This is a genomic window from Propionivibrio pelophilus DSM 12018, assembly GCF_059569095.1.
In genome coordinates, this window is record NZ_JCANUT010000058.1 from 1 (window position 1) to 23,358 (window position 23,358).

26 protein-coding genes and 1 pseudogene are annotated in these 23,358 nt (G+C 62.0%); 3 read left to right on the forward strand and 24 right to left on the reverse strand.

Features of this window, described 5'->3' with window-relative positions; translation table 11 throughout:
- From BO74_RS17450 to BO74_RS17485, 8 genes are all read right to left on the reverse strand, one after another.
- Positions 1-368 (reverse strand): alcohol dehydrogenase catalytic domain-containing protein (locus BO74_RS17450; RefSeq protein WP_496444084.1); only part of this gene is annotated, 368 nt, incomplete at its 3' end.
- Between the two features lie 10 nt (positions 369-378).
- A complete protein-coding gene (locus BO74_RS17455) occupies positions 379-1,344 on the reverse strand; it encodes a C-terminal binding protein (protein WP_496444086.1) in 966 nt (321 codons plus the stop codon).
- Between the two features lie 121 nt (positions 1,345-1,465).
- Positions 1,466-2,512, reverse strand: a complete 1,047-nt coding sequence (locus tag BO74_RS17460; RefSeq protein WP_496444088.1) for an L-idonate 5-dehydrogenase — start codon at positions 2,510-2,512, stop codon at positions 1,466-1,468.
- A gap of 15 nt (positions 2,513-2,527) precedes the next feature.
- Positions 2,528-3,532 carry a 3-dehydro-L-gulonate 2-dehydrogenase gene (gene yiaK, locus BO74_RS17465; protein WP_496444090.1) on the reverse strand — a complete coding sequence of 335 codons (1,005 nt, stop codon included), beginning with the start codon at positions 3,530-3,532 and terminating at the stop codon, positions 2,528-2,530.
- Between the two features lie 24 nt (positions 3,533-3,556).
- On the reverse strand, positions 3,557-4,549 hold the full coding sequence (locus BO74_RS17470; RefSeq protein WP_496444091.1) for a Gfo/Idh/MocA family protein: 993 nt from the start codon (positions 4,547-4,549) through the stop codon (positions 3,557-3,559).
- 2 nt (positions 4,550-4,551) lie between these two features.
- Complete coding sequence (locus tag BO74_RS17475; RefSeq protein ID WP_305074274.1) at positions 4,552-5,031, reverse strand: NanQ anomerase/TabA/YiaL family protein; 480 nt, start codon at positions 5,029-5,031, stop codon at positions 4,552-4,554.
- Positions 5,032-5,048: 17 nt separating this feature from the next.
- Positions 5,049-6,095: a mannonate dehydratase gene (uxuA, locus tag BO74_RS17480; protein ID WP_496444092.1), complete on the reverse strand. Its 1,047-nt coding sequence runs from the start codon at positions 6,093-6,095 to the stop codon at positions 5,049-5,051.
- Between the two features lie 32 nt (positions 6,096-6,127).
- Positions 6,128-7,597 carry a mannitol dehydrogenase family protein gene (locus BO74_RS17485; RefSeq protein WP_496444093.1) on the reverse strand — a complete coding sequence of 490 codons (1,470 nt, stop codon included), beginning with the start codon at positions 7,595-7,597 and terminating at the stop codon, positions 6,128-6,130.
- A 134-nt stretch (positions 7,598-7,731) separates the two neighbouring features.
- Here BO74_RS17485 and BO74_RS17490 point away from each other — a divergent pair, with 134 nt between their 5' ends.
- On the forward strand, positions 7,732-8,436 hold the full coding sequence (locus BO74_RS17490) for a GntR family transcriptional regulator (RefSeq protein ID WP_496444094.1): 705 nt from the start codon (positions 7,732-7,734) through the stop codon (positions 8,434-8,436).
- A gap of 21 nt (positions 8,437-8,457) precedes the next feature.
- Here BO74_RS17490 and BO74_RS17495 read toward each other — a convergent pair whose 3' ends face one another.
- From BO74_RS17495 to rlmD, 4 genes are all read right to left on the reverse strand, one after another.
- On the reverse strand, positions 8,458-8,997 hold the full coding sequence (locus BO74_RS17495; RefSeq protein ID WP_496444095.1) for a TRAP transporter small permease: 540 nt from the start codon (positions 8,995-8,997) through the stop codon (positions 8,458-8,460).
- A 21-nt stretch (positions 8,998-9,018) separates the two neighbouring features.
- Entirely contained in the window at positions 9,019-10,308 is a 1,290-nt protein-coding gene (locus BO74_RS17500) for a TRAP transporter large permease (RefSeq protein ID WP_496444097.1), read from the reverse strand.
- A gap of 113 nt (positions 10,309-10,421) precedes the next feature.
- On the reverse strand, positions 10,422-11,399 hold the full coding sequence (locus tag BO74_RS17505) for a TRAP transporter substrate-binding protein (RefSeq protein ID WP_496444099.1): 978 nt from the start codon (positions 11,397-11,399) through the stop codon (positions 10,422-10,424).
- A 288-nt stretch (positions 11,400-11,687) separates the two neighbouring features.
- Positions 11,688-12,986, reverse strand: coding sequence for a 23S rRNA (uracil(1939)-C(5))-methyltransferase RlmD (gene rlmD, locus BO74_RS17510; RefSeq protein WP_496444101.1), 1,299 nt, complete (start codon positions 12,984-12,986; stop codon positions 11,688-11,690).
- A gap of 210 nt (positions 12,987-13,196) precedes the next feature.
- Here rlmD and BO74_RS17515 point away from each other — a divergent pair, with 210 nt between their 5' ends.
- Positions 13,197-14,414, forward strand: coding sequence for an EAL and HDOD domain-containing protein (locus BO74_RS17515; protein WP_496444103.1), 1,218 nt, complete (start codon positions 13,197-13,199; stop codon positions 14,412-14,414).
- A gap of 7 nt (positions 14,415-14,421) precedes the next feature.
- On the opposite strand, the gene BO74_RS17520 is transcribed toward BO74_RS17515, so the two are convergent.
- The 4 genes from BO74_RS17520 to BO74_RS17535 all read right to left on the reverse strand — a co-directional run bounded on the left by BO74_RS17520 (position 14,422) and on the right by BO74_RS17535 (position 15,965).
- A complete protein-coding gene (locus BO74_RS17520; RefSeq protein ID WP_496444105.1) occupies positions 14,422-14,778 on the reverse strand; it encodes a GIY-YIG nuclease family protein in 357 nt (118 codons plus the stop codon).
- The gene (locus BO74_RS17525; protein WP_496444107.1) at positions 14,771-15,409 is read right to left on the reverse strand and encodes an MBL fold metallo-hydrolase; all 639 of its coding nucleotides are present in this window, start codon (positions 15,407-15,409) and stop codon (positions 14,771-14,773) included. Before BO74_RS17525 ends, BO74_RS17520 begins: the two co-directional genes overlap by 8 nt.
- 70 nt (positions 15,410-15,479) lie before the next feature.
- Positions 15,480-15,707, reverse strand: a complete 228-nt coding sequence (locus BO74_RS17530; RefSeq protein WP_496444109.1) for a DUF2242 domain-containing protein — start codon at positions 15,705-15,707, stop codon at positions 15,480-15,482.
- Positions 15,708-15,728: 21 nt separating this feature from the next.
- Positions 15,729-15,965, reverse strand: coding sequence for a hypothetical protein (locus BO74_RS17535; RefSeq protein ID WP_496444111.1), 237 nt, complete (start codon positions 15,963-15,965; stop codon positions 15,729-15,731).
- Between the two features lie 228 nt (positions 15,966-16,193).
- Here BO74_RS17535 and BO74_RS17540 point away from each other — a divergent pair, with 228 nt between their 5' ends.
- Entirely contained in the window at positions 16,194-16,637 is a 444-nt protein-coding gene (locus BO74_RS17540; RefSeq protein WP_496444113.1) for a YbaN family protein, read from the forward strand.
- Positions 16,638-16,673: 36 nt separating this feature from the next.
- Here BO74_RS17540 and BO74_RS17545 read toward each other — a convergent pair whose 3' ends face one another.
- The 8 genes and pseudogenes from BO74_RS17545 to BO74_RS17580 all read right to left on the reverse strand — a co-directional run.
- On the reverse strand, positions 16,674-17,183 hold the full coding sequence (locus tag BO74_RS17545; RefSeq protein ID WP_496444115.1) for a bacterioferritin: 510 nt from the start codon (positions 17,181-17,183) through the stop codon (positions 16,674-16,676).
- 112 nt (positions 17,184-17,295) lie between these two features.
- Entirely contained in the window at positions 17,296-18,543 is a 1,248-nt protein-coding gene (locus tag BO74_RS17550; RefSeq protein WP_496444117.1) for a TIGR03862 family flavoprotein, read from the reverse strand.
- Positions 18,540-19,328 (reverse strand): glutamate racemase, encoded by a 789-nt coding sequence (murI, locus tag BO74_RS17555; RefSeq protein ID WP_496444119.1) that lies wholly within the window; start codon positions 19,326-19,328, stop codon positions 18,540-18,542. The genes BO74_RS17550 and murI overlap by 4 nt, the downstream gene beginning before the upstream one ends.
- On the reverse strand, positions 19,329-19,673 hold the full coding sequence (locus tag BO74_RS17560; protein WP_496444121.1) for a RidA family protein: 345 nt from the start codon (positions 19,671-19,673) through the stop codon (positions 19,329-19,331).
- 91 nt (positions 19,674-19,764) lie between these two features.
- Complete coding sequence (locus tag BO74_RS17565; protein ID WP_496444123.1) at positions 19,765-21,327, reverse strand: fumarate hydratase; 1,563 nt, start codon at positions 21,325-21,327, stop codon at positions 19,765-19,767.
- A 235-nt stretch (positions 21,328-21,562) separates the two neighbouring features.
- Positions 21,563-22,213 (reverse strand): thiamine phosphate synthase, encoded by a 651-nt coding sequence (thiE, locus tag BO74_RS17570; RefSeq protein ID WP_496444125.1) that lies wholly within the window; start codon positions 22,211-22,213, stop codon positions 21,563-21,565.
- Positions 22,207-23,007 carry a hydroxyethylthiazole kinase gene (thiM, locus tag BO74_RS17575; RefSeq protein ID WP_496444127.1) on the reverse strand — a complete coding sequence of 267 codons (801 nt, stop codon included), beginning with the start codon at positions 23,005-23,007 and terminating at the stop codon, positions 22,207-22,209. The genes thiE and thiM overlap by 7 nt, the downstream gene beginning before the upstream one ends.
- 117 nt (positions 23,008-23,124) lie before the next feature.
- Positions 23,125-23,358: pseudogene (locus tag BO74_RS17580) on the reverse strand (group II intron maturase-specific domain-containing protein); the annotation flags it as partial.

The following is a 23,358-nucleotide window of genomic DNA, read 5'->3' on the forward strand; positions in this document are numbered from 1 at the left end:
TCTTCAGGCACCTTGACGTATTCCGCCATGCCGCCGTCGCAGTCGATGCCGATGAGTTTCAGGGTGTTGCAGACGTGCGGGTAGCCGTTCTTGCAGGGGTCGCACTGGCCGCAGCTCAGGAGCGGATACACCGTCACGGGGGTGCCCGCCGGCAGGGTGCTGTGGCCCTTGACGATGGTGCCAGAGAATTCGTGGCCCATGACCAGCGGGGCCTTGGCCCGTGGGTGAACGCCCTGGTAGATGATCATGTCGGAGCCGCACACGCCGGCGTACGCCACCTTGATCAACACTTCACCCGGGCCCACGTCCGGCATCGCCTTCTCGCCCACCACAACGTCCTTCGTCCCGCAGTATTGGATGCTTTGCATGACTTGTCCCTCAGAATTTGTTGACCTGGTACAGCGGCGCCTCGCCGCGCAACACACGCCGGGTTTCCTCGGCCGCCTTGCGCTTCAGTTCCTGCGCCGACTCTTCCGAGTGCCAGGCCATGTGCGGCGTGCAATAGAAATTCTCGTGCTTGAACAGTGGATGGGTCATCGGCCCAGGCTCGACCGCCAGCACGTCCATCGCTGCGCCGGCAAGTTTCTTTTCCGTAAGCAGCTTGTCCAGCGCCACTTCATCGACGATGCACCCGCGCGCCGTATTCACCAGATAGGCAGACGGCTTCATCAACCGCAACATCGGTTCGTCGAGCATGTTGCGCGTCACGTCGGTCAGCGGGCAATGCACCGAAACAACATCGGACTGACGCAACAGTTCTTCGAGACTGGTCAGCGTGATGTAGTCCGGCAGCGAATCCGGATTGACGTAAGGATCGTAGGCCACGACCTTCATCCCCAGCGCGTGCGTCTTGTGCGCCATGGCCTGGCCGATGCGCCCCACCCCGACAATGCCGATCGTCTGCACCTGATGGCGATGCACCGGATGCATCAGCCGGAAATCCCACTGCCCGCGCTTGATCTGCGCGTTGGCCTGAGGAACCTTGCGCGTCAGGCACAGCATCATGGCCAGCGCGTGGTCGGAAACCTCGTTCGTCCCGTAGTCCGGAACGTTGCTGACCACGATGCCGAGTTCGGAAGCGGCCAGCAGATCGACCGTATCGACGCCGACGCCGTAGCGGGCAATGACCTTGCAGCGAGGAAGCTGCTCCAGAACCCGGCGCGTCATCGGCGCGTACTGGATGAGAATCCCTTCGCCGTCCTGGCATTGGGCGATAACCTCATCCTCCGTCCGGCAGGCCAGCCAACGGATTTCCGGACAAATGTCCTTGAGAACACCTTGCTCGATATCGATCGACGGATGATCACAATCCGCCACGATGACGACACGTTTCGCGCTTCGCATTTTGCTGCCCCTCCCGGTTCCGGCTTAACAAATTAAGGAACGTCGTTCCACAAATTAAATTTGTGCGAATTTTTATGGAACAACGTTCTATTGTCAACCGACCTTACCAGCCTGCTTTTCCCTACTCCGCAAAACTCAACTGCACCTTCATCTGCGACGAGCGGTCGCGGGCAATCTTGAACGCCTCGGCGATCTTCTCCATCGGCAGCGTTTTGGTGATCACCGGTTTCACGTCGATCCGCTGCTCGCGGATCAGGCGAGCCGCCACGGCATATTCCTGGTGGAAACGGTGCGTGCCAACCAGTCGGATTTCCTTGCCGACCAGCGCGTTGACTGGAATGTCGGCACTGCCGGTAACACCGACCTGGACGATCGTGCCGCGCGGGCGGATCACCGGGAACGCCTGCTTGAGCACCGCGCCCACGCCGGTGCATTCGAACACCACGTCGAAATAGCCCTTGTCTGCCGAGTAATCGGCCGCCAGACGCTCCGGCTCGTTGGCCGAGTTGATCGTCACATTGGCGCCCATCGCCAGCGCGGCCTTGAGCGGCGCCTCGGAAATATCCATCGCGACGATTTCCTGCGCGCCGGCCACGCGCACCGCGCCGATCAGCAAGGCGCCGATCGGCCCCGCGCCAGTCACCAGCACCCGCTTGCCGACCAGGCTGCCCGCTTGATTCACCGCATGCACGCCGACCGCCAGCGGTTCGGTGCACGCTGCCTCGCCGAGCGAAACCTTGTCGCCCATCGGCTCGCACTGGTATTCCTCGACGACCATGCGGTCACGGAATCCGCCGTGCGTGTGCGGCTTGCGCATCGCACTGCCGAAGAACTGCATTTCCAGGCAGTGCTGCTGCTCGCCCGAGAGGCAGAACTTGCACTTGCCACACGGACGGCTCGGGCAGAGCGCAACGCGGTCGCCCGGGCGCACGCGGGTCACCTTGTCACCGACGGTCTCGACCGTTCCGGCAACCTCGTGCCCCATGATGATCGGCTCGGTGACACGGATCGTGCCGATGCCGCCTTCCCAGAAATAGTGGATGTCCGACCCGCAGACGCCGCCCGCACCGACGCGGACCAGCACCTGCTGCGGCCCGACCTCGCCGACTTCGCGATTTTCGATGCGCACGTCTTCCTGCGCGTAAAGAACACAAGCCCGAGTTTGCATTTCAATGTCTCCGTTTCAGAGCGACTTGATCTTGGCCCACACCCCGTCGTCGACGGGAATGCCGTTGGCCAGGTTGGCGTTGCGGATGGCCAGCGAATTCTCGCCGGGGTACAGGACGGGCTTGGCCGGATCGACACGGTCGGAACCGTGCAGGTTGTCGAGCACCTCGTTGACCGCCGCGGCGAGATAGTCCTCGCCGGCAATGCGCGTCGCATCCATGGCGATGAACATCTGCGACAGACCGTATTCGTCGTTGGTCATCTTGCCGACGGCCGATACCGAACGACCACCGGACAACACTGTCGCTACCAGATCGAGGACGATCGACAGCGCCGAGCCCTTCCAGTAACCGATCGGGAGAACGCGCCAAGTCTTGGAGATTTCCTTCGGATCGCACGACAGGTTGCCCTGCTCGTCGTAACCGCCGGGGACCGGCAGCAGCTCGCCGCGCAGCGCCTTGTTCTCCATCTGCCCGTACGAGAATTGGGCCATGGCGATGTCGACGACGACGTGCCCTTCCTTGCGCGGCACGGCCATGATGAACGGGTTATTGCCGATGCGCCGGTCGCGCGCGCCCCAGGCCGGCATGTTCGGCTGGGTGTTGGTCCAGCAGATGCCGACGCACCCCGCATCGGCCGCCTGCCAGCCGTAGCTGCCGCCGCGCAGCCAGTGATTAGTGTTGGCCAGCGCGACGCAGCCGATGCCGTGCTCGCGCGCCAGCTCGATGGCACGGTCCATCGACAGCTTGGCATTGACGTTGCCGAGCCCGAGGTTGCCGTTCCAGCGTTCGAAGGCGCCCATGCCGTCGGTCTTCGTCGGCGTGGCCTTCACATCGATGTAGCCCTTGTCGATGTACTCGACGACGCGCGGGAAACGATTGACGCCGTGCGAATACACGCCGTCGCAGCTCGTTTCGGTCATCAGTTGCGCCGACAGGTCGGCGGTCGCGTCGTCGCAGCCCTTCTTGAGCAGGACGCGCTTGAATTCGGCTTTCAGTTCATCAAAGGAAATGCGTGGCATGGTTGTCTCCGTTTTGGCTCTTGCTCAATAGCCCTTCTGCTTGCGGTAATTCTTCAGCACTTCGTCGGCCACCCAGGTCGAGCGCACCGCGCTTTCGACGTTGCCGGGGCACGGCGCGACGCCGTTGAGATCATCGACGATGCTCTGGATGAACGGCTGCTGCACGTGCACCGGATTCGGAATATCGGCTGTCTGCGTACCCGACTCGTTGACCAGCGTGAGCGGTTTGTCGGTAAAGAATTCGAAAGTGATTCTCCCCTTCGAGCCGACAATCTCGACGAAATCCTCGCCGTGGCCGCAGACGTAGCACCACGAGCCGTAGCCCTGCACCCCGCTGGCATGCCGCCAGGTTGCCGTCACGGTGTCTTCCACGTCGTAGAGCCCCGCCTGGTTGCTGGCGATGCCGTGCACTTCCTCGATGGCGCCGAACAGGAAGTCGAACAGATCAAGTTCGTGAATGCCCATGTCGAGGAACTTGCCGCCGCCCGACACCTCGGGCTTCAGCCGCCACGGCAGCGTGGCGCGCGACAGGTCCTCCGGTGCCGGCGGCTGATGCTGCACGGCGCGCACGTTGCGCACCTCGCCGATCGCGCCGCTGTCGATCCATTCCTTGACCTTGAGGAAGCGCGGCATGGCGCGGCGGTAGAAGGCGACGAACAACCGAACGCCCTGCTGCGCGCAGACGTCGACGATCTCGCGGCACTCCTCGAAGCGCATCGCCATCGGTTTCTCGACATAGACGTGCTTGCCGGCTTTGGCGACGACCAACGACAGCGGCTTGTGCGACGACGGCGGCGTCGCGACGTACACCGCATCGACCTCGGCATCGGCCACCAGTTGCTCGCTGGTCTCATAGGCTTTCGGCACACCATGGCGCTCGGCGAAGGACTTGGTCATCGCCTGATCGGCGCTGGTCACTGCCACGAGCTGCGAGTTGTTCGCCTTGTAGAAGCCTGGCCCGCTCTTCACTTCGGCCACGGCGCCGCAGCCGATCATTCCCCAACGGATGGTCGCCATGCTCAGGCTCCGGCCAGCAAGGAAACGCGCACCTTGACGACGACCTTGCGCACCTGCTTCGGCGCGCCCAGCGCGACGCCCGGACGATGCACGTCGGACGGCAGGAACACCGCAAAGCTGCCCGGCGTCATGGTCAGCATCGACTCGTTCTCCACGCCGGAATAGAACAGCAGGTCACGCTCGGCCAGCAGGTCCTCGGCCACGGTGTTGCTGCCATCGTCGGAGGCGACGCCGATCTGCTCGCAGCCGCTTACCGAGAACTGCACGTCGGCGTACTGACGATGCACTTCCGGTCGCGTTTCGGCAAACGGCTTGGTGGTCATGTCGAAGACCTGGACGTAAATGTCCTTGCCCTGCAGGTCATAGTTGCCGACCGGCAACGCCTGGAAATCGGTCTGCTTGAGGTGTTCGATGACGGTCTTGAGCGGCTGGGGCAGCCAGGCGAAGCCGGACTCGTAATCCTTGATGTTTCCGAAAATCATGGTGCAGGCTCCTTGTTTTACTTGGCGGAAAACTTGCTGACGGCTTCCCAAAGGCCGTTGAGATAGACGGCGCCGAGGGCGCGGTCGTAGAGGCCGTAGCCGGGCTTGCCGGTCTCGCCCCAGATCATGCGGCCGTGGTCCGGGCGCCAGTAGCCGTCGAAACCGACGTCGTAATAGGCCTTGACGATCGCCGCCATGTCCAGCGAGCCGTCGCACGAGCGGTGCGTCGCCTCATAGAAGGTGCCGTCTGGCTCGACCTTGACGTTGCGCAGATGGCCGAAGTGGATGCGGCCACGGCCGCCGAATTCACGCACCAGAGACTCGACGTTGTTGCACAGATCCGCGCCGAGCGAACCGGAGCACAGCGTGATGCCGTTGGCCGGGGTATCGGCGATGGACAACAGGCGCGCGTAATCGTCGCGGTTCTTCATGATCCGCGGCAGGCCAAAGATCGGGCGGGGAGGATCGTCCGGATGCATGGCCATCTTGACGCCGACCTCCTCGGCCACGGGGATGATCGCCTTGAGGAAATATTCGAGGTTGGCCCAGAGTTTTTCCTCATCGACCGACTTGTATTCTTCGAGCAGACTCTTCAATTCTTCAGGCTTGTAGCTCGCGTCCCAGCCCGGCAGTGAGATACCCTTCGCCGGATCGATCTTGGCGACCTCTTCGGCATCGAACGACAAGGTGGTCGAACCGTCCGGCAGGACCTTGGCCATTTCCGTGCGTGTCCAGTCAAACACCGGCATGAAGTTGTAGCAGATGACCTTGACGCCGACGGCGGCGCAGTTGCGGATGTTCTGCTGGAAGTTGGCGATCAGGCGGTCGCGCGTCGGCTTGCCGAGCTTGATGTCTTCATGAGTCGGGATGCTCTCCACCACCTCGAACTTGAGTCCCGCGCCTTCGATGCGGTCACGCAGCGCCTGCAGCTTCTCGATTGGCCAGACCTCGCCGACGGGAACGTCGTAGATGGCCGAGACGATCCCGTACATGCCGGGGATCTGGCGGATATTCTCAAGCTTGACGGGATCGGATTCGCCGTACCAGCGGAACGTCATTTTCATGTCGGACTCCTTGAAGTGTTAAGCGCGGCCGGTCAGGCCAGTATTTTCGGTGCCGTAGCCACGGCGGGGTTAGCAGCCAGTTCCTTGAATTTGCCGAGCAATTCGGCGCGGAAGGCGGCGTTGGCCGGCAAATCCTCGCCAAAGATCTTTTTCAGCCCGAGCAGGTTGTCGACGATTGCCACGGGATCGGTACTCTTGCCGGCCTCGGCCAGAATCTCGGCGGACATCGGGTCGCTGAGCACACCACCGGGGGTATGCGCGGTCTTCACGGCGAAATGCATCCAGGCTGCGATCGCCGTGGCGATCGCCGGTGACGGCACGCCTTTTGCCATCCGTTCGCGCAGCGGCGCGAGCAGGCGCTGCGGCAGTTTCTGCGACCCGTCAGACGCGATCTGCGCCGTGCGGTGCTTGAGCGCCGGATTGCGGAAGCGCTGTTTCAGCTGCTCAATGTAATCGGCGGGATCGACACCTTTCGGCGCCTGCAGGACTTCACGGTTTTCCAGCCACAGCGCGTCGAGGATGTCGGTAATCAACGGCAAGCCCATCGCCTCCGCAACGGTCTCGCGTCCTGTGAGCTGGCCGAGGTAAGCGAGCGTCGAGTGCGAACCATTGAGGCAGCGCAGCTTCATGCTCTCCCAGCGTTCTATCTCGTCGGAAAAGACGGCACCGCCGAGCGTCCAGTCGGGGCGCCCCATGTTGAACTTGTCCTCGATGACCCATTGCACGAACTGTTCGGTAACCACCGGCCAGGCATCCTCGACACCGAGGCGCTCATTGATGTGCGCCCGGTCGGCGTCGGTGGTTGCCGGCGTGATGCGGTCGACCATCGTACACGGGAAGCAGACATTGGCCTTGATCCACGCGGCGAGATCCGCATCGACTTCCTTGGCGAAGGCCACGACCGCGGCGCGCGCCAGCTTGCCGTTGTTGGGCAGATTGTCGCAGCTGAGAACGGTAAATGGCGGAATACCGGCGGCCTTGCGGTTGCGCAGCGCATACACGATCAGCCCGAGAATCGTCTTGGGCAGGGACGGATTGGCAAGATCGGCGGCAATAGCCGGCGACTGGATCTGCAGCTTGCCGGTCGCCAGATCGAGGTAATACCCCTTCTCGGTCACCGTAATGCTGACGATGCGCGTGCTGGCGTCGCTCATCTTGGCGAGCAGACGAACCTTTTCGGCATCCTCGGCGCCGCCGACTGCATCGACGATCGCGCCGACGACGCTGATTCGCTCGAAGTCGGCGCCGAACTCGGCCACCGCGTAGAGACAATCCTGCGGCGCCAGCGCATCGCGCATGCCCGACGACTGCATGCCGGCACCGACGATGCCCCAGGCCAGATCGCCGGAGTTGAGCACCGCCTCGGTCATCAAGGCCTGATGGGCACGATGGAATGCACCCAGACCAAGATGCACGATCGATGCCGCAACCTTTTTACGGTCGTAGGCGGGCCGCCCGATCGAAGAAGGCAATTGGGAAAGAGTGTTTTCGGAAAGACGCATGGCTACCCCTCGGAATTTTTTATTGAAAGGACGTGTCGAAGCCTATGTATACTTGTATACTAGCATTCAAATAACAAATTGCAACAGCGAAAAACAGTGGAGGCCAGCTGTCAGGCTAGAATCAAAAAATGGAAATGGAAACCTTTGACAATCTGTCCGGCGTAAGTTTTCGCCCGCAGGAATCGCTTTCGATCGGCGCACAATTGCACCGCATCCTCCGCGCCGCAATCATCCGGGGCGACCTGGTGCCGGGACAGGCCATTTCCGAGATCGAAATCAGCAAGAAATTTTCGGTCAGCCGGCAACCGGTGCGCGAGGCGTTCATCAAACTCTCCGAAGAACGCCTCATCGAAGTACTGCCTCAACGCGGCACCTACGTGCGCAAGATTTCGGTCAAGGAAGTACTCGACGCGCGCCATCTGCGCGAAATCATCGAAGTGTCGATCGTTCGCGAGGTCGCCGAAAAACACGACGAGGAACTGATCAAGACCCTGCGTAAACTGGTCGCGGCGCAAAAGCAGGTTCCCCACGGCGACAACCAGGCCTTTCTTCTCCTCGACGAGGAATTCCACCGAACCCTCGCCCTGAGCGCCGGTCGGGAGTATGCCTGGCGCATCACCGAAGGAATCAAGGCGCAAATGAACCGCGTTCGCTTCCTGACCTTCGATTCGGCCACGCCGACGCAGCAACTGACGGACGAGCACGCCGGCGTCATCGACGCCATCGAGGCCGGCGACGCGGAACTGGCCGGCAAGCGCATGGAAAACCACCTGCGCACGCTGATCACCTCCCTGCCGCTAATGGCCGAACGCTATCCGGAGCACTTCGTCACCGAATAGCGTGAAGCCGGGTTCAGGGATTCAGTGGTTCAGATCTTCCTTGCCGGCATCGATATCCGCGGTCGGATTCACGATCTTGGCCAGTTCCAGATACATGTTCTTCAGGCTATACAGCACCATCAGCCCGCCGGTGATCGGCATGCAGGCGTAAAGCCATTTCTTCGACATCGCGAAAGCGGTCGTCTGTTCTTCGGTCTTCAGGAACAGTTCCCACGCGTACCAGAAGAACACGGCGATGAACACGAGTGAAAAACACTCGACCAGCAAGCGGTAGCCGAAGCGCGCTCGAACGCTTGGAAGGTGCTTCGAGATCCAGTCGCCGACGCTGAAATGGCTATGCGTCACCCAGACCGCCGCCGCGCCGTAGAAAATGAGCGCACCGTAAAGCAGTTCGAGAATCTCGTCGAACCAGTGCATCGACATAATCGGCACGAAACGCACGAAGATGTTCAGCGACAGGATGATCGTGATGGCGATGAACAGGCCGATGCAGATCCATTTGAGGACCGTCACCAGCATCCGGTCGAGATGGTTGAAGAAAGCAAAAACGCTGTTTTTCATTGAATAACCCTCATCGTCTCGTTACGAGGCCGGCCCCATGATGTAGTTCGGCAACCACAGCGCGATCTCCGGAACGAAAGCGCAGATGATCGTTACTGCCAGAATCGACAGCAGATAGGGCAGGCACTCGAGCGCCAGATTCCAGATGCCGACACGCGCGAAACTTTCGACGGCGAACAAGCACATGCCGACCGGCGGCGTCAGGTTCCCGATCATGATCAACAGCGTCATGACCACCCCGAAATTAACCATGTCGATGCCGAACATCGGACAGATCTTCATGAAGATCGGCAGGGTGATCAGGAAGATCGCGTTCCCATCGAGGAACATGCCAAGCACCAGGATGATGAAGATCACGATCCACATGAAGGCCGTTGCCGAGGCCCCCATCGCCGATAGCTGGGTGATCAACGCGTCGGGAATGCGTTCGAAGATAGTGAACCAGCCGAAGAAATTCGCCGTGGCGATGATGAACATCAGGCCGCAGGTCTGCTTGAGCGAAACGAACATGATGTCCGGCAGGTCGCTCCATTTCAGGTCACGGTAAAAGAACCCCAGCGCCAGCGCGTACAGTGTCGCGATCACCGCGGCTTCGGTCGGCGTGAAGAATCCGGAAGTGATGCCACCGATAATGATGAATGGCGCCAGAAGCGGCCAGAAAGCCTCCTTGAAGCTGACCAGGATTTCGTTCAGGTTAGCCCGGCTGTCCTTGGGCAGCGCTCGGGGCCGCGCCATCAACCAGATGGCGACCATCATCGCCAAGCCCATGACCGCGCCGGGAACGGCACCGGCGAGGAACAGGCGCGCGACGGACACCGTGGTGATCGCGCCATAAAGCACGAACGGAATCGACGGCGGAATCACCGGACCGATCGTCGATGCCCCGGCTACGATCGCGGCGGAAATCGTCGGCTTGTAGCCGGCATCGACCATCGCGCGGTGCTGGATCTGGCCGAGACCGGCCGCATCGGCCACTGCCGAGCCGGACATGCCGGAGAAAATCATCGATGAAATGACGCTCACCTGCCCGAGTCCACCGTTGAAGTGACCGACCAGTGCCCGGGCAAAACGGAAGATGCGTTGCGTGGTGCCGCCGACGTTCATCAGGTTGCCAGCGAGGATAAAGAACGGAATCGCCAACAGCGTGAAGCCGGTCGTACCGAAATACATGCGCTGCGGCAGCATCGCCAGGAAGCTGCTTTGGCCTTGAGAGACAAAGAAGGCCACTGCGGTGAAGCCGATGGCGACGGCAATCGGCACGTCGATCATCAACAGGATCAGCAGGACGGAAAAGATAGCCAGAGTGAGCATGAACGAACCTCGGTGAAGATAAGTCCGTCGCGATTCATCACCGTGACGGCGTTGATACGGGCGCGAAAAAAACGGGACATCGCTTGGATGCCCCGCCGTTTCTCATTTCCGGATCACTTGCTGTTCTTCTCCACCATGTCCATGAACTTCTTGAAGTTGTCTGCCCCGACGCGCCCCTTGACCTTTTCCCATGCCGGGCCCATCGCTGCCTTCCATGGGCCGAGGTCCGGACGGGCGATGACGATACCCTTGGTCGCTTCCAGATCCTTCAACTGGACCGCTTCGTTGTCGCGCAACAGCTTGCGTGCGTGCTTCGCCGCAGCCACCGATTCCTCGGTAACGATCTTCTGCTGCTCCGGCGTCAGCTTGGCCCAGCTGTTCTTGTTGACCACGTGCACCATCGAACTGTAGGTGTAGTTCAGGATCGACATGTACATCTGGGTTTCATACAGTTTCAGGTCGTAGATCGTCCCGACGGGATTTTCCTGGCCATCGACAACCCCCTGCTTCATGGCCATCACCAGCTCTGCGAAGGCAATCGTCTGCGCATTGCCACCGGCCGCCTCGACAAACGCCTGATAGGCGAAGGCCGGCGGCGTACGGATCTTCATGCCCTTCATGTCGTCCGGCGAGTTGATCGGTTTCTTCGAGTTGGTCAGCTGGCGGAAGCCCCATTCCCAGTCGGACAGGTGCACCAGGTTCTTCTTCAGCAGTTCGGGAGCCGCCCAGGCCTTGAAGTCACCGTCGATGATCCGGTCGGCCATCGCGTAGTCCTTGAAGGCGAACGGCGTACTGATCACGTCGTAGAACGGCAGGTGCTTGGCCAACTGATCCTGGCCGGACAGGCTCATGTCCACAGCGCCGAGCAGCACCTGCTCCAGCACTTCGGGGGGCGACCCGAGGACGTTGTTGCCGAACAGTGAAATCTTCACCTCGCCGTTGGTCCGCTTCTCGACGTTCGCCTTGAATTCCTTGGCAGCGATGCCGCACGGGTGCGTATCCGAAGCGAAATGGCCCAGCTTCAGTTCGACGGCCGCCTGCGCGCCAGTGGCACCGAAGGCAATCAGAATGGCGAGTGCAATCTTCTTCATCGTGTTTTCTCCTCCTGTTGAATTATTCGAATTTGCCCCGCGCCGACTCACCGTGCGCTTGCAGAAAGAGAGAGGGCGGGCTTCGTTACACTGGTCAGACCGCCTTACCATCTGACCACAGACAGGAGGATAAACCGTGCACGGCAACTGTCAAGCTTTTTTGGAACAGCATTCCACTTTCGAACCATCACCGTAGCGTTTCGCACTGAAACAGCGCAGGCCAGCACGGACGAGCGCCAGCGGGCACAGCCCGATCAGGGCGCGCCCGGGCAGTAATGCGAGGGAAAATCAGGCTTTTTCGAACAGCGCGATCGATTCGACGTGCGAGGTGTTGGGGAACATATTGACGACCCCGGCACCGCACAGCCGATAGTTTTTCTGATGAACCAGAATCGCGGCATCGCGCGCCAGCGTTGCCGGATTGCACGAGACATAAACGATCCGCCGCGGCCCGTCCTCGCCGATAGCCTTGACCAGTTCGACCGCGCCCTCGCGCGGCGGGTCGATCAGCATCTTGTCGAAATGCCCCAGCGCCGCCAGCGACTCCGGCGTCGCCTCGAAGAGATTGGCCACACCATATTCGACCCGTTCCTCCAGGCCATTCGCCGCGGCGTTCTCACCGGCCCGGCGAACCAGTTCGGCACTGCCCTCGACGCCGACGACCTGCGCGCCGGAGCGGGCAATCGGCAACGTGAAGTTGCCGAGGCCGCAGAACATGTCGGCGATGCGCTCTCCCGGCTGCGGATCGAGCAGCGTCATCGAGCGGCGCACCAGCACCCGGTTGATCGCATGGTTGACCTGGGTGAACTCGGTCGGCGAGAAGAAGTGCTCGATATCGTAGTCCGGCAACCGATACGACAGCCGCGGTCCTTCCAGCGGATAGAAGCGATACACGGACGCCGGCCCCTTCGGCTGCAGGTAGAAGACGACGCCGTGGCGATCGGCAAAAGCCCGCAACAACGCTTCGTCGGCAGCATTGATCGGTTCGAGGATGCGCAACACCAGCGCCGTCATGTATTCCCCGACGGCCACCTCGATCTGCGGCATGGCCGTGGCGATCGACAGGCCGGCGACCAGTTCGCGCAGCGGCAGCAGCAGGTCCGACAGATGCTTGGGCAAATTCGGACAGACGCTCATGTCGGCGACGTAGCTGCTCTTCCGCTCGTGAAAACCGATCAGCATCCCGCCTTTCTTGGGCACCATGCGCGCCGACAATCGCGCCCGGTAGCGGTAACCCCACGGCGCGCCGTAGATCGGCGCATAGATCTGCTCGGCCACCAACCGGCCGAGATGCCACAAATTGGTTTCCAGCACCCGCTGCTTGGCCGCGACCTGCGCCGCCGGCTCCAGATGCTGCATGCTGCAGCCACCGCAAACGCCAAAATGCGGGCAGCGCGGCATTATCCGGCTGGAAGACGCGGAAAGGACGCGATCCACCCGGGCGATCTCGTACGTCGGCTTCCGGCGAATAGTGGAATACTCGACACGTTCACCGGGCAAGGCCCCTTCGACGAAGATCGTTTTGCCCTCGAACCGCGTTATCCCCCGCGCCTCATGATCCAGCGATTCAATGATTCCAACCGGCATGCTACGTTCCCGCGTAAAAAAGCAGGCAATTCTATCGTTCCTTTCCCTCGCCTGAAAATCCTCCGGTCAATTGCCCGAATTGTCGGAAAAGCCGGAACTGTGGCCCGAAGCACGCCTCACAGTTTCCGGCCGATCCTCCGATATAGGTTACAATCCCCGCGAATCGGGCTATTCCGGACGAAAACAAGAATCCAGAACGCATCGCCAGCCATGCCAGAACCGTACTTTTTCTTCCGCCCCGTCCTCGCACCCGACCACAGCTGGGCGGCGCTGGATTGGCAAGCACAATCGCTCCAGGAAACGGCCCCTTCCGCTTTCATTCAGTGTTTCTCGGATTCCGCAGCGGCACCGCTGGCCGGCATGCTGCCGCTGGTGACACCGATCCGGCCGGACTTTCTGTTGCAGAGCGACTTCCTCAAAGCCTTCGAGGCAGACCCGGTCGTCTTCGTTCTTCCTGATTCCTGTCTGCAGAACGAGCAAGTCATCGCGCAATGCAAGGCCTGGCGCGACCGCGCAAAACCGCTCGCGCTGCAGATCGACCACGTCGAGATCCTGCGCAAGATACCGCTAGCGGCATTCAACACGATCCGTTTCGATGCCGCCTTTGCCCGTCAGGAGTTTTCCGCGCTGGACCTGATCTACGCCAACGACGCGGCTTTACGCAAGATCGCGACAAACGTCGATTCCTACGAGATGGCCGGCTGGCTCGCTGGCAAGAGCGTCGAATGGTCTGACAGCCACTTCCTGACCAGCCCCAATCCGGCGCTGGGCAAGGAGCCTGACCTCCCTCGCCTGAAGCTGCTCAAACTGCTCAACCTGGTCAAACAGGACGGCGACACGCGCGAGATCGAAGCCATTTTCCGCGAGGAAGCCAAGCTTTCCTACAATCTTCTGCGCCTCGTCAATTCCGTCGCTGTCGGTGCACGCACCAAGATCAGCAATTTCTCGCAAGCCATTGCCATCCTCGGTCGTCGTCAACTCCAGCGCTGGCTGCAACTGTTGATCTACGCCAACAACCTGGCCGATGGCAACGCCCCCAACCCGCTGATGCAACTGGCCGCCGCCCGCGGACGGCAGATGGAACTGCTGAGCGCAGCGATCGAGCCGATCCCGGACGTCCCCGAACTCAGCGACAACGCTTTCATGACCGGGCTTTTCTCGCTGTTGAGCGTCCTGATCAACCTGCCGATGGGCGAAATCCTGAAAGAACTGCCGCTACAGGATGAAGTGGTCGAAGCGCTGAGCGACCCCGGCGATGATGGCGTTCTGGGCCACCTGCTCGCGGCGATCGCCGCAGGCGAAGCCGGTGATTTCGCGCACGCGGCAAAAATCCTCGCTGAACTCGGCATCAGCCCGGCCGTTCACGCCAAATCGCAGGTCACCGCCTACTACTGGGCAAGCCGCATCAACATCGACAATCACGACTGACCGGCGGTCAGCCGACACGCTTGAGGTGACTGCCGCATCCTGCGCGGCAGTCGCTGGCGCCGAAACCGGGAATCAGTATCTCGCCCGACGTGCGTTGATTGACCACGCACTCTGCTTCGGTGAAACGGGCAAGCTCGCGCACGCAAACGCCGGGAGCCGCCAGCAGATAATCGACATGCCAGTGCATTTTCTTTACCGGCGACAGGTGCCGGCGAATGCGCGCCTCGAAGTTGCGCAGTGCGCTGCCGGTATAGATGTATCGCCCGGCTGGAAAATCGAATTCACCGAGGCGCCCGACGCGCACGCGCACCGGTGCTGGCAGCTCGATCAGAAGCTGGTACGTCCGCGGGTCAAGGCTAGTCACCGCAGAATGGATTGGTAAGGCGTTCTTCGCCGAAGGTCGAGGACGGACCGTGGCCGGAAATGAACGTCACGTCGTCGCCGAGCGGCCAGAGCTTGAGACGGATCGAATCCATCAGCGCGTCGAAATCCCCGCGCGGGAAATCGGTGCGCCCGACCGAGCCCTTGAACAGGACATCGCCGACGAAGGCCAGACGCGCCGCGTCGTTGAAGAACACGACATGCCCCGGCGTATGCCCCGGGCAATGCAGCACCTGCAACTCGACGTTGCCGAAACGGACCAGATCGCCCTGCCCGAGCCAACGATCGGGCGTAAACGAACGCACATTGGGGAACCCATACATCTGCGCCTGCTGCGGCATGTTGTCGATCCAGAAGCTATCCTCCTGCTGCGGCCCCTCGACCGGCAACGACAGGCGCTCTGACAGTTCGGCAACGCCCCCGGCATGATCGACGTGCCCGTGCGTCACCAGGATTCGTTCGAGCGTCACCCCGTTCTTCTCGACAGCGGAGAGAATCCGGCCGATGTCGCCCCCGGGATCGATCACGGCTCCATGCCGGGTTTCATCGCACCAGAGCAGCGAGCAGTTCTGTTCGAAGGGAGTTACCGGGACAATCTGATAGCGAAGAGGCATGGCAGGCAACCTGTCGGCAAGTCGAAGCGGGCGAGTATAACAGCGCCTCAACTGCCCCGGGACCGGCAGTTTACTGGCCGTCGATCTGCTTGATCAACTCGAACAAGCGCTGGTAAAACTCCGGCGAAGTCACTGTTTCCTCGCCCAGTTTTACCAACGTATCCTTATCGATAGCCCACGGCAGGGACAACGAGCCGAGCCCTGCGACGCTGACCCCGGCGCTGGCTCCTTGCGCTTTGAGCTGGAACTGCGTCTCCCGGGCATTGGCGTAAATCACCGCACCGAGACTGCTCGGCAATCAGACCAACGTGATCGTCAGTTACACGATTCCCAACGGGCGAACAAATCCGGGCATGGCGAGCGACAAACAACCGGGAGGCGCTATCTTGCCGAAAATTGCCCCCGCCGGAATGTTCTTCAGCGCACGATTACCCCGGAACCGCCCGTTCCGCACTATTTCCGCTGCAGCGGGCACTTCTTGCAGGGGTGCGGTTTCTTGCAGCATTTCTTGCTTTTGCTCATGAAGACTCCATTTACAACTGCTGATTTTCGGCATCTGCGTCAGACGCCAAGCGGGCTAACTCATATTCGAGTTCCTTCTCGCGCTTGAGTTCCTGCTCGCATAGTTCGGGCGTTTCCGAAAAACAGCTTCGCAGCGGGCCCGACGCTACATCGAACACGAACGGCCACGCCGCTATAATCTTTCCGACGTTGGAAGACAGGAAAGGGATCGTAAACTCGCTTCGCCTGTCTCACACCAAGAGTAACAGCCGCGCAAAGAAAAATGCAGAAACGATCCGACAACAATGACGATTACCACGCCACACCAGCAACAGGGCCCTGGCGTGTCCTGCTGACGCTTGCGGGGCTGGTCTGCGTCGGTCTGGCCGCCGCCGGGGCCGTGCTGCCGTTGCTACCGACCACACCGTTTCTTTTGCTCGCCGCCGCATGTTTCGCGCGCAGTTCGCCGCAACTCAACCGCTGGTTGCACACGAACAGGGTATTCGGGGCTTATCTCCGGCGTTATCGCCGCGGGGAAGGACTTCCGCTGGCGGCCAAGATCGCAATTCTCTCGCTGCTCTGGCTGTCGCTCACCGCGTCGGCGCTGCTTGCCGTACCGGACCATCTCTGGCCGATACGCGTTGCCCTGGCCGTGATTGGTCTGGGCGTATCACTTCATATCCTGCGCATCCGGACTTACCGGGCGACAGCGGAAAACCCGCTCTGATTCGCCCGGAGTCACACATAAATCAGCGCTGACAGATCAGTCGGCGCCCGGATGGCCGGCGCCGGCGGATACCGACTTGCTGCGCTCGATCGACTGCAGCGCGAGATAGTTGTCGCCGAACTTGACGAGGTTGTCCATTTCCTTGTCGTAGCGATCGAAGTGCATTTCCTCGTCGGCCACCAGTTCCTCGAACAGTTTCTTCGACACCGAATCCTCGTTCTTGGAACACTCGTTCGCCCAACGGTTGTAGTCACGGGCGCTGGCGGTTTCCATCTTCGTCGCCATTTCGAGCATTTCCTTGACGTCGTGAATTTTCTTCACCGGTTCTGCCGCGACCATCTCGACATCGCCCTTGAGGAACAGAATGCGATCCGACAACTTCTCGATGTGCATCATCTCGTCGATGGCCGTACGCTTGAACAGGTTGGCCAGCAGGTCGTAGCCCTGATCGTCGCAGTGAAAATGGAAATACATGTACTGATGCACGGCCGAGAGCTCATCGGCGACGGCCTTGTTGAGAAGTTCGATACTTTTCTGGTTTTTCATGGTGTTTCTCCCATACGAAAGCAGCGGGTTGGTGGCAATGCCTTGAAGCGCCGGAAATACAGCACCCACGATTCTAAACGACCCGCCGCCACGAGCGACGCACACGACAGATTTACCTGATCACATGGTCACTGGCATTGCGCCCGGCAACAAAACCGCCCGCCAGGCACGCCGTCAGCAGATAGCCGCCCGTCGGCGCTTCCCAGTCGAGCATTTCGCCGGCGCAGAAGACACCGGGCAGCTCGCGGAGCATCAGGCCGTCGTCCAGCGCGTCGAAACGCACACCGCCTGCGGAACTGATCGCCTCGTCGAGCGGCCGCGGTGACAACAGGCGCAGCGGCAGCGCCTTGATCGCGCCGGCCAGCCTCACCGGGTCAATGATTTCCTCGCGCGACAGGCACTCGTGCAGCAGCGCCATCTTCACGCCCTTGAGCCCCAGGCGACTTTGCAGATGGCTCGAGAGCGAGCGGGCGCCTCGTGGACGGGCCACCTCGTCCCGCACCCGCTGAGTATCGAATCCGGGCAACAGATCGAGGTGCAACGTGGCGCTGCCGGAGGCCTCGATCGCATCGCGCAATGGCGCGGATAACGCGTAAATCAAGCCGCCTTCGACGCCGCTTTCCGTCACCACCAACTCACCGCTTCGCCGGTGTTCAACACCACGTGCATCGACACAGGAGGCCATGACGTTTTTCAGCGGCTCGCCGGCGAAACGCTCGCGCAAATGCGTACTCCAGGCGACGTTGAAGCCGCAATTGGCCGGACGCAGCGGCGTAACCTGCACGCCCAGCGATTGGAGCAAGGACACCCAGCGCCCATCCGAGCCGAGTTTCGCCCAGCTGCCGCCGCCGAGTGCGAGAATCACCGCATCAGCGACGAGTTGCCGCTCGCCCTCGGGCGTCTGGAAATCGAGGAGCCAGCGTCGTCCATCATCGAGGCGTTGCAGGCCGTTCCAGCGGTGGCGCACATGGAAATGCACGCCGGCCTCACGCAAGCGATGCAACCACGCCCGCAACAACGGTGCGGCCTTCATGCCGACCGGAAACACGCGGCCCGACGAGCCAACGAAGGACTCGATACCCAGACCGGCCATCCAGTCGCGAATCGCCGGTGGTCCAAAGGTGTCGAGCCAAGGAGCAACCCGATCGCGCCGTTCGCCGTAGCGGCTGCAGAAGTCGGCAAACGCATCGGAATGGGTGATGTTCATCCCGCCCTTGCCGGCCATCAGGAACTTGCGCCCGCACGAGGGCATGGCATCGAAAACATCGACGCGCAGCCCGGAGCGTGCGACAACCTCCGCCGCCATCAACCCGGCAGGACCGCCGCCGACGACGGCAATCCGGCGGGCTCCGGCAGTCATGCGTCGACCTGCGCCGCCGGCCGGGACAAGCGCTCCGCCAGCGCATTGAGGCCGAGCACGGCCAAAGCCCGATCCAGCCGTTCCGGCGACGCCGTCGCCAGCAGCGTCAGCCGACCTTGGCGATGTGCGCTCTCGCCGGCCAGGCGCAGGCACTGCCGGGCCACGGCATCGGCAACGTCAACGAGTTCCGCCCGCCCCTGCACGATCGGCCGAAGCACCGGGGCCAGAAACGCGTAGTGCGTGCATCCGAGAACGATCCGGTCGGCGCCGGCAGCCAGCACCGGTTCAAGATGCCGCCGCGCGGCGTCGGCGAACGCCGCGTCGTCGAGCTTCAGGGTTTCGACACGCGTCGCCCAGCCCGGGCAGGCCAGGACGTCGACCTGGATATCCCCGGCATGTTGGCGAATCAGTCCCGCCAACCGCTCGCTGCGTGCGGTGGACTCGGTGGCCAGCACGGCGATGCGTCCGCTGTGCGAGGCGCTGGCGGCGGGCTTGATTCCCGGCTCGATGCCGATGACGGGAATCTGCGGCAACGCCGCGCGCAAGGCGGCTACTGCCGCCGCGGTGGCCGTGTTGCAGGCCACCACCAGTTGCCGGCAGCCTTGCACCTCGACGAGATACCGGCCGATGCGCAACACCCGCTCGCGAATGAAGGCATCATCCTTGTCGCCGTAAGGCACGTGCGCGGTATCGGCGAGATAGACGAGATCGGCCTGCGGCAACGCCGCGGCAATCGCGGCAAGTACCGACAGCCCACCGAGTCCGCTGTCGAAGACTCCGATCATCTACGCTGCCGCGATGACTACAACCTCGATGCGCATTTCGGGATTGGCCAGACGCGCCTGCACACAGGCGCGCACCGGAGCCATTCCCTCGGGCACCCAGTTGTCCCAGACGGCGTTCATCGCGTCGTAATCGGTCATGTCGCGCAGGTAGATGGTCGTCATCAACAGGCGCGACTTGCTGCTGCCTGCCTGGAGCAGCCGTTTATCCACGGCGTTGAGGACTTCGCGGGTTTGCACCGTGATGTCGGCCGACAGAGTATCCGGCACTTCGACGAGATAGACGGTGTTGCCGTGGGTAACGACATCCGAATAGCGGCGCGTGGTTCCCTGGCGTTCGATGCTCATGCTTGCTCTCCCCGGTCAATGAAAGAAGCCGGCGGAAGCCGGCTTCGGAGAACGTCGGGGCACCGGCGAGAACCGGTGCGGCGGCGCCTGGTTAGTGCTTGTTGCCGAACAGCGTCTCGACCGGGATCTTGCCGATCTTGGTGCACCACTCGATCGGTCCTGTGGTATGCACGGAGGTGCCTTCGGAATCGACGGCGACGGTCACCGGCATGTCCTGCAGGTCGAACTCGTAGATGGCTTCCATGCCGAGATCCTCGAAGGCCAGCACTTTCGCGCCCTTGATCGCCTTGGCGACGAGGTAGGCGGCGCCACCGACGGCCATCAGGTAGGCCGACTTGTTGTCCTTGATCGCCTCGATGGCGACCGAACCGCGCTCGGACTTGCCGACCATGGCGATGAGACCGGTTTGCTCCAGCATCATGCGGGTGAACTTGTCCATGCGTGTGGCGGTCGTCGGGCCAGCCGGGCCGACCACTTCGTCGCCGACCGGATCGACCGGGCCGACGTAGTAGATGACGCGGTTGGTGAAGTCCACCGGCAGCTTCTCGCCCTTGGCCAGCATGTCCTGGATGCGCTTGTGCGCGGCGTCACGCCCGGTGAGCATCTTGCCGTTGAGCAGCAGTTTCTGGCCCGGCTTCCAGGCGGCGACCTGTTCCTTGGTCAGCGTGTTGAGATCGACGCGGGTGGCTTCCTTGAGGTCCGGCGTCCAGGTCACGGCCGGCCAGTCTTCGAGCTTCGGCGGCTCCAGTTTGGCCGGGCCGCTACCGTCGAGGTGGAAGTGGATGTGGCGGGTCGCCGCGCAGTTCGGAATCATCGCAACCGGCAGGTTGGCCGCGTGGCACGGATAATCCAGCACCTTGACGTCGAGCACGGTCGTCAGGCCGCCGAGACCTTGCGCGCCGATGCCAAGGGCGTTGACCTTCTCGTAGATTTCCAGGCGCAGTTCCTCGGCGCGCGAGAGCTTGGCGCCTGTCTTGGCAAATTCGGCAGCCTTGGCCTTCAGCTCATGGATGTCGCACGGCGCCATGATCGATTCCTTGGCCAGCAGCATGGCCTTCTCCGGCGTGCCACCGATGCCGATACCGAGGATGCCCGGCGGACACCAACCGGCGCCCATCTGGGGAACGGTCTTGAGAATCCAGTCCACCAGGTCGTCGGAAGGGTTGAGCATGGCGAACTTGGCCTTGGCTTCCGAACCGCCGCCCTTGGCCGCGCAGATGACTTCGACGTGGTCGCCCGGAACGATCTCGTAGTGCACGACCGCCGGGGTGTTGTCCTTGGTGTTCTTGCGGGCGCCGGCCGGATCGGCGAGCACGGAGGCGCGCAGCGGGTTGGTCGGGTCGGCGTAGGCGCGCTTGACGCCTTCGTTGACCATCTCCTGCAGGCTCATCGTCGCGTCGTCCCAGCGCACGTTCATGCCGACCTTGAGGAAGACCATGCCGATGCCGGTGTCCTGGCAGATCGGGCGATGTCCTTCGGCGGACATGCGCGAGTTGGTCAGGATCTGGGCGATGGCGTCCTTGGCCGCCGGGTTTTCCTCGCGCTCGTAGGCTTCCCCGAGCGCCTTGACGAAATCAACCGGATGGTAATAGCTGATGAACTGGAACGCATCGGCGATGCTCTGGATCAGATCTTCCTGTTTAATGCTGGTCATTTCAGGCTTTCTCTATCAATGAGTTAATCAACAAGGTACGAAAAACTGGAGCGCCGACCTGAGAATGGGTCAGCAAGCTGAATCGATGAAAATCGGAAAAAGGCCGGAACAAACCACGCGACCGACTGTCTTTTTGAACCCGGGGATTCTATCACCAATCCCAAGCTGTCTTTTCCCGCGAAAGACCGGCTGCAAGGCGCGCCATGGCAGATGCCTGCAGCCCGAGAAGAGTGGATCAAGCGCTCCGAAGCAACCGGCTTCTCCGAATGGTTTCGGCGAGCCGTGCGGTTGCCCAAGCCGGATCATTCTGCCCGCAGATTGCCGACACTACGGCCACGCCCAGCGTTCCGGCAGCGAACAGCGGTGCGAGATTGCCGGCGTTGATGCCGCCGATGGCGACGACGGGCAGCCCGGCCGCAACCACCAGTTCCCCGAATACGGCGACACCGGTTGCCGCCGCGGCATGCGGCTTGGTACCGGTCGGATACACTGGGCCGATGCCGAGATAATCGACACCGGCGGGCACGGCCGCCAGTTCGGCAGCGTTGGACACCGAGAGCCCGAGAATCTTGCCCGGGCCGATCAGGCGCCGCGTCTCGGCCACGGCCAGATCGTCCTGCCCGACATGCACGCCGTCGGCATCGACCGCCAGTGCGATATCTACATGGTCGTTGATGATCAGCGGCACATCGAACGGCGCCAGCACCGCCTTGAGTTCGAGCGCCGTTTCCAGCCACTGCCGTTTTTTCCAGTCGGGCGCGCGCAACTGCACCACTGTCGCCCCATTTTCCGCTGCAACACGGGCCGTGCGCACCATCGCCGCCGGTCCACCACAGAGGTCGTGATCGAGGACCAGATAGAGGGAAAGATCGACCGGGTTCAGCATGCTGCCTGCTCGCGGAGTCGTTCAGGCGTGAGCAGATACAGCGCGTCGAGGAATTCGACCTTGAACGACCCCGGTCCGCGGCTGGCCGCCACCGCCCGCTCACCGCACAACCCCGCCACGGCACAGGCGGCAGCCACAGCGTCGAGGCGGTTCGGCGCCTGCGCGATGAAGGCCGCGACCAGCGCCGACAGCGCGCAGCCCGTACCGACAACGCGCGTCATCAGCGGATGTCCCCACGGCGTCGCCCAAGTCGTCGCACCGTCGGTGATGAAATCGGTTTCGCCGGTCACGGCGACGACCGCACCGGTCGCCCGTGCCAGGTCTTCCGCCGCGCCGATCGCCGCTGCGGAACCGGCCGTCGTATCGACCCCGCGACCGGTGCCGGAAAAACCGGCCAGCGCCAGGATCTCCGAGGCGTTGCCCCTGATTGCCGCCGGCTTGCACTTGAGGAATTCGCGGCATGCCTGCGTCCGGTAGTCGAGCACGCCGACGGCCACCGGATCGAGCGTCCAGGGCACGCCGGCCCGGTTGGCCGCTGCCACGGCCTGCTTCATCGCCACCAATCGCGCCGGATAGAGCGTTCCGACATTGACCAGCAAGGCGCCGGAAATCGCCGCGAACGACGCCACTTCCTCCTCGGCGACGATCATCGCCGGCGACGCCCCGGCCGCCAGCAGGACGTTGGCGGTAATTTCCTGCACGACCTCGTTGGTCAGCAGATGAACCAGCGGATTGACGGAACGGAAGCGCGCCAGTTCGGCGGCGATGACATCAATGGGAAGAATGTTGGGCATGAGGAACAACCGCAGGATCGGAGGATAGAATCGGCATAGGGGGCAGCCCTTATAGGCTACGCCCCTGCCACACCACCCGGCATGCGGGTCCGCACCGGGCGGTTCGAGAAGTTGAGGTCATGAGAGACGAGGAACTCCGAGTCGATCAAAGTAGGCAATGGTCAGTACCGTTTTCAGTAGCCGATCGGCGTTTCGCCAGTAGCTACGTGCATTTCCAGCCACCCTGCACGCCACAACTTCCGGCGCACCGAGGGCTTTTAATTCCCGATACATTGTCGTGCCGCGCTTCCAGTGCTTGAGTTGTATTGCCCGCAACCGATGTCGCATCCATTCGTCCAGCGTTCGCCAGAC

What these genes read in the sequence shown, in the direction of transcription:
- BO74_RS17540 (WP_496444113.1), top strand. Translation starts at nt 16,194, where the DNA reads ATGCAGAAACGATCCGACAACAATGACGATTACCACGCCACACCAGCA.
- BO74_RS17470 (WP_496444091.1), bottom strand. Translation starts at nt 4,549, where the DNA reads ATGGCGACCATCCGTTGGGGAATGATCGGCTGCGGCGCCGTGGCCGAA.
- BO74_RS17485 (WP_496444093.1), bottom strand. Translation starts at nt 7,597, where the DNA reads ATGCGTCTTTCCGAAAACACTCTTTCCCAATTGCCTTCTTCGATCGGG.
- yiaK (WP_496444090.1), bottom strand. Translation starts at nt 3,532, where the DNA reads ATGCCACGCATTTCCTTTGATGAACTGAAAGCCGAATTCAAGCGCGTC.
- BO74_RS17565 (WP_496444123.1), bottom strand. Translation starts at nt 21,327, where the DNA reads ATGACCAGCATTAAACAGGAAGATCTGATCCAGAGCATCGCCGATGCG.
- BO74_RS17490 (WP_496444094.1), top strand. Translation starts at nt 7,732, where the DNA reads ATGGAAACCTTTGACAATCTGTCCGGCGTAAGTTTTCGCCCGCAGGAA.
- BO74_RS17455 (WP_496444086.1), bottom strand. Translation starts at nt 1,344, where the DNA reads ATGCGAAGCGCGAAACGTGTCGTCATCGTGGCGGATTGTGATCATCCG.
- BO74_RS17460 (WP_496444088.1), bottom strand. Translation starts at nt 2,512, where the DNA reads ATGCAAACTCGGGCTTGTGTTCTTTACGCGCAGGAAGACGTGCGCATC.
- BO74_RS17505 (WP_496444099.1), bottom strand. Translation starts at nt 11,399, where the DNA reads ATGAAGAAGATTGCACTCGCCATTCTGATTGCCTTCGGTGCCACTGGC.
- BO74_RS17550 (WP_496444117.1), bottom strand. Translation starts at nt 18,543, where the DNA reads ATGACTGCCGGAGCCCGCCGGATTGCCGTCGTCGGCGGCGGTCCTGCC.
- BO74_RS17475 (WP_305074274.1), bottom strand. Translation starts at nt 5,031, where the DNA reads ATGATTTTCGGAAACATCAAGGATTACGAGTCCGGCTTCGCCTGGCTG.
- BO74_RS17525 (WP_496444107.1), bottom strand. Translation starts at nt 15,409, where the DNA reads ATGCCTCTTCGCTATCAGATTGTCCCGGTAACTCCCTTCGAACAGAAC.
- BO74_RS17535 (WP_496444111.1), bottom strand. Translation starts at nt 15,965, where the DNA reads ATGCCGAAAATCAGCAGTTGTAAATGGAGTCTTCATGAGCAAAAGCAA.
- uxuA (WP_496444092.1), bottom strand. Translation starts at nt 6,095, where the DNA reads ATGAAAATGACGTTCCGCTGGTACGGCGAATCCGATCCCGTCAAGCTT.
- thiE (WP_496444125.1), bottom strand. Translation starts at nt 22,213, where the DNA reads ATGCTGAACCCGGTCGATCTTTCCCTCTATCTGGTCCTCGATCACGAC.
- murI (WP_496444119.1), bottom strand. Translation starts at nt 19,328, where the DNA reads ATGATCGGAGTCTTCGACAGCGGACTCGGTGGGCTGTCGGTACTTGCC.
- BO74_RS17560 (WP_496444121.1), bottom strand. Translation starts at nt 19,673, where the DNA reads ATGAGCATCGAACGCCAGGGAACCACGCGCCGCTATTCGGATGTCGTT.
- BO74_RS17495 (WP_496444095.1), bottom strand. Translation starts at nt 8,997, where the DNA reads ATGAAAAACAGCGTTTTTGCTTTCTTCAACCATCTCGACCGGATGCTG.
- BO74_RS17515 (WP_496444103.1), top strand. Translation starts at nt 13,197, where the DNA reads ATGCCAGAACCGTACTTTTTCTTCCGCCCCGTCCTCGCACCCGACCAC.
- BO74_RS17500 (WP_496444097.1), bottom strand. Translation starts at nt 10,308, where the DNA reads ATGCTCACTCTGGCTATCTTTTCCGTCCTGCTGATCCTGTTGATGATC.
- rlmD (WP_496444101.1), bottom strand. Translation starts at nt 12,986, where the DNA reads ATGCCGGTTGGAATCATTGAATCGCTGGATCATGAGGCGCGGGGGATA.
- thiM (WP_496444127.1), bottom strand. Translation starts at nt 23,007, where the DNA reads ATGCCCAACATTCTTCCCATTGATGTCATCGCCGCCGAACTGGCGCGC.
- BO74_RS17545 (WP_496444115.1), bottom strand. Translation starts at nt 17,183, where the DNA reads ATGAAAAACCAGAAAAGTATCGAACTTCTCAACAAGGCCGTCGCCGAT.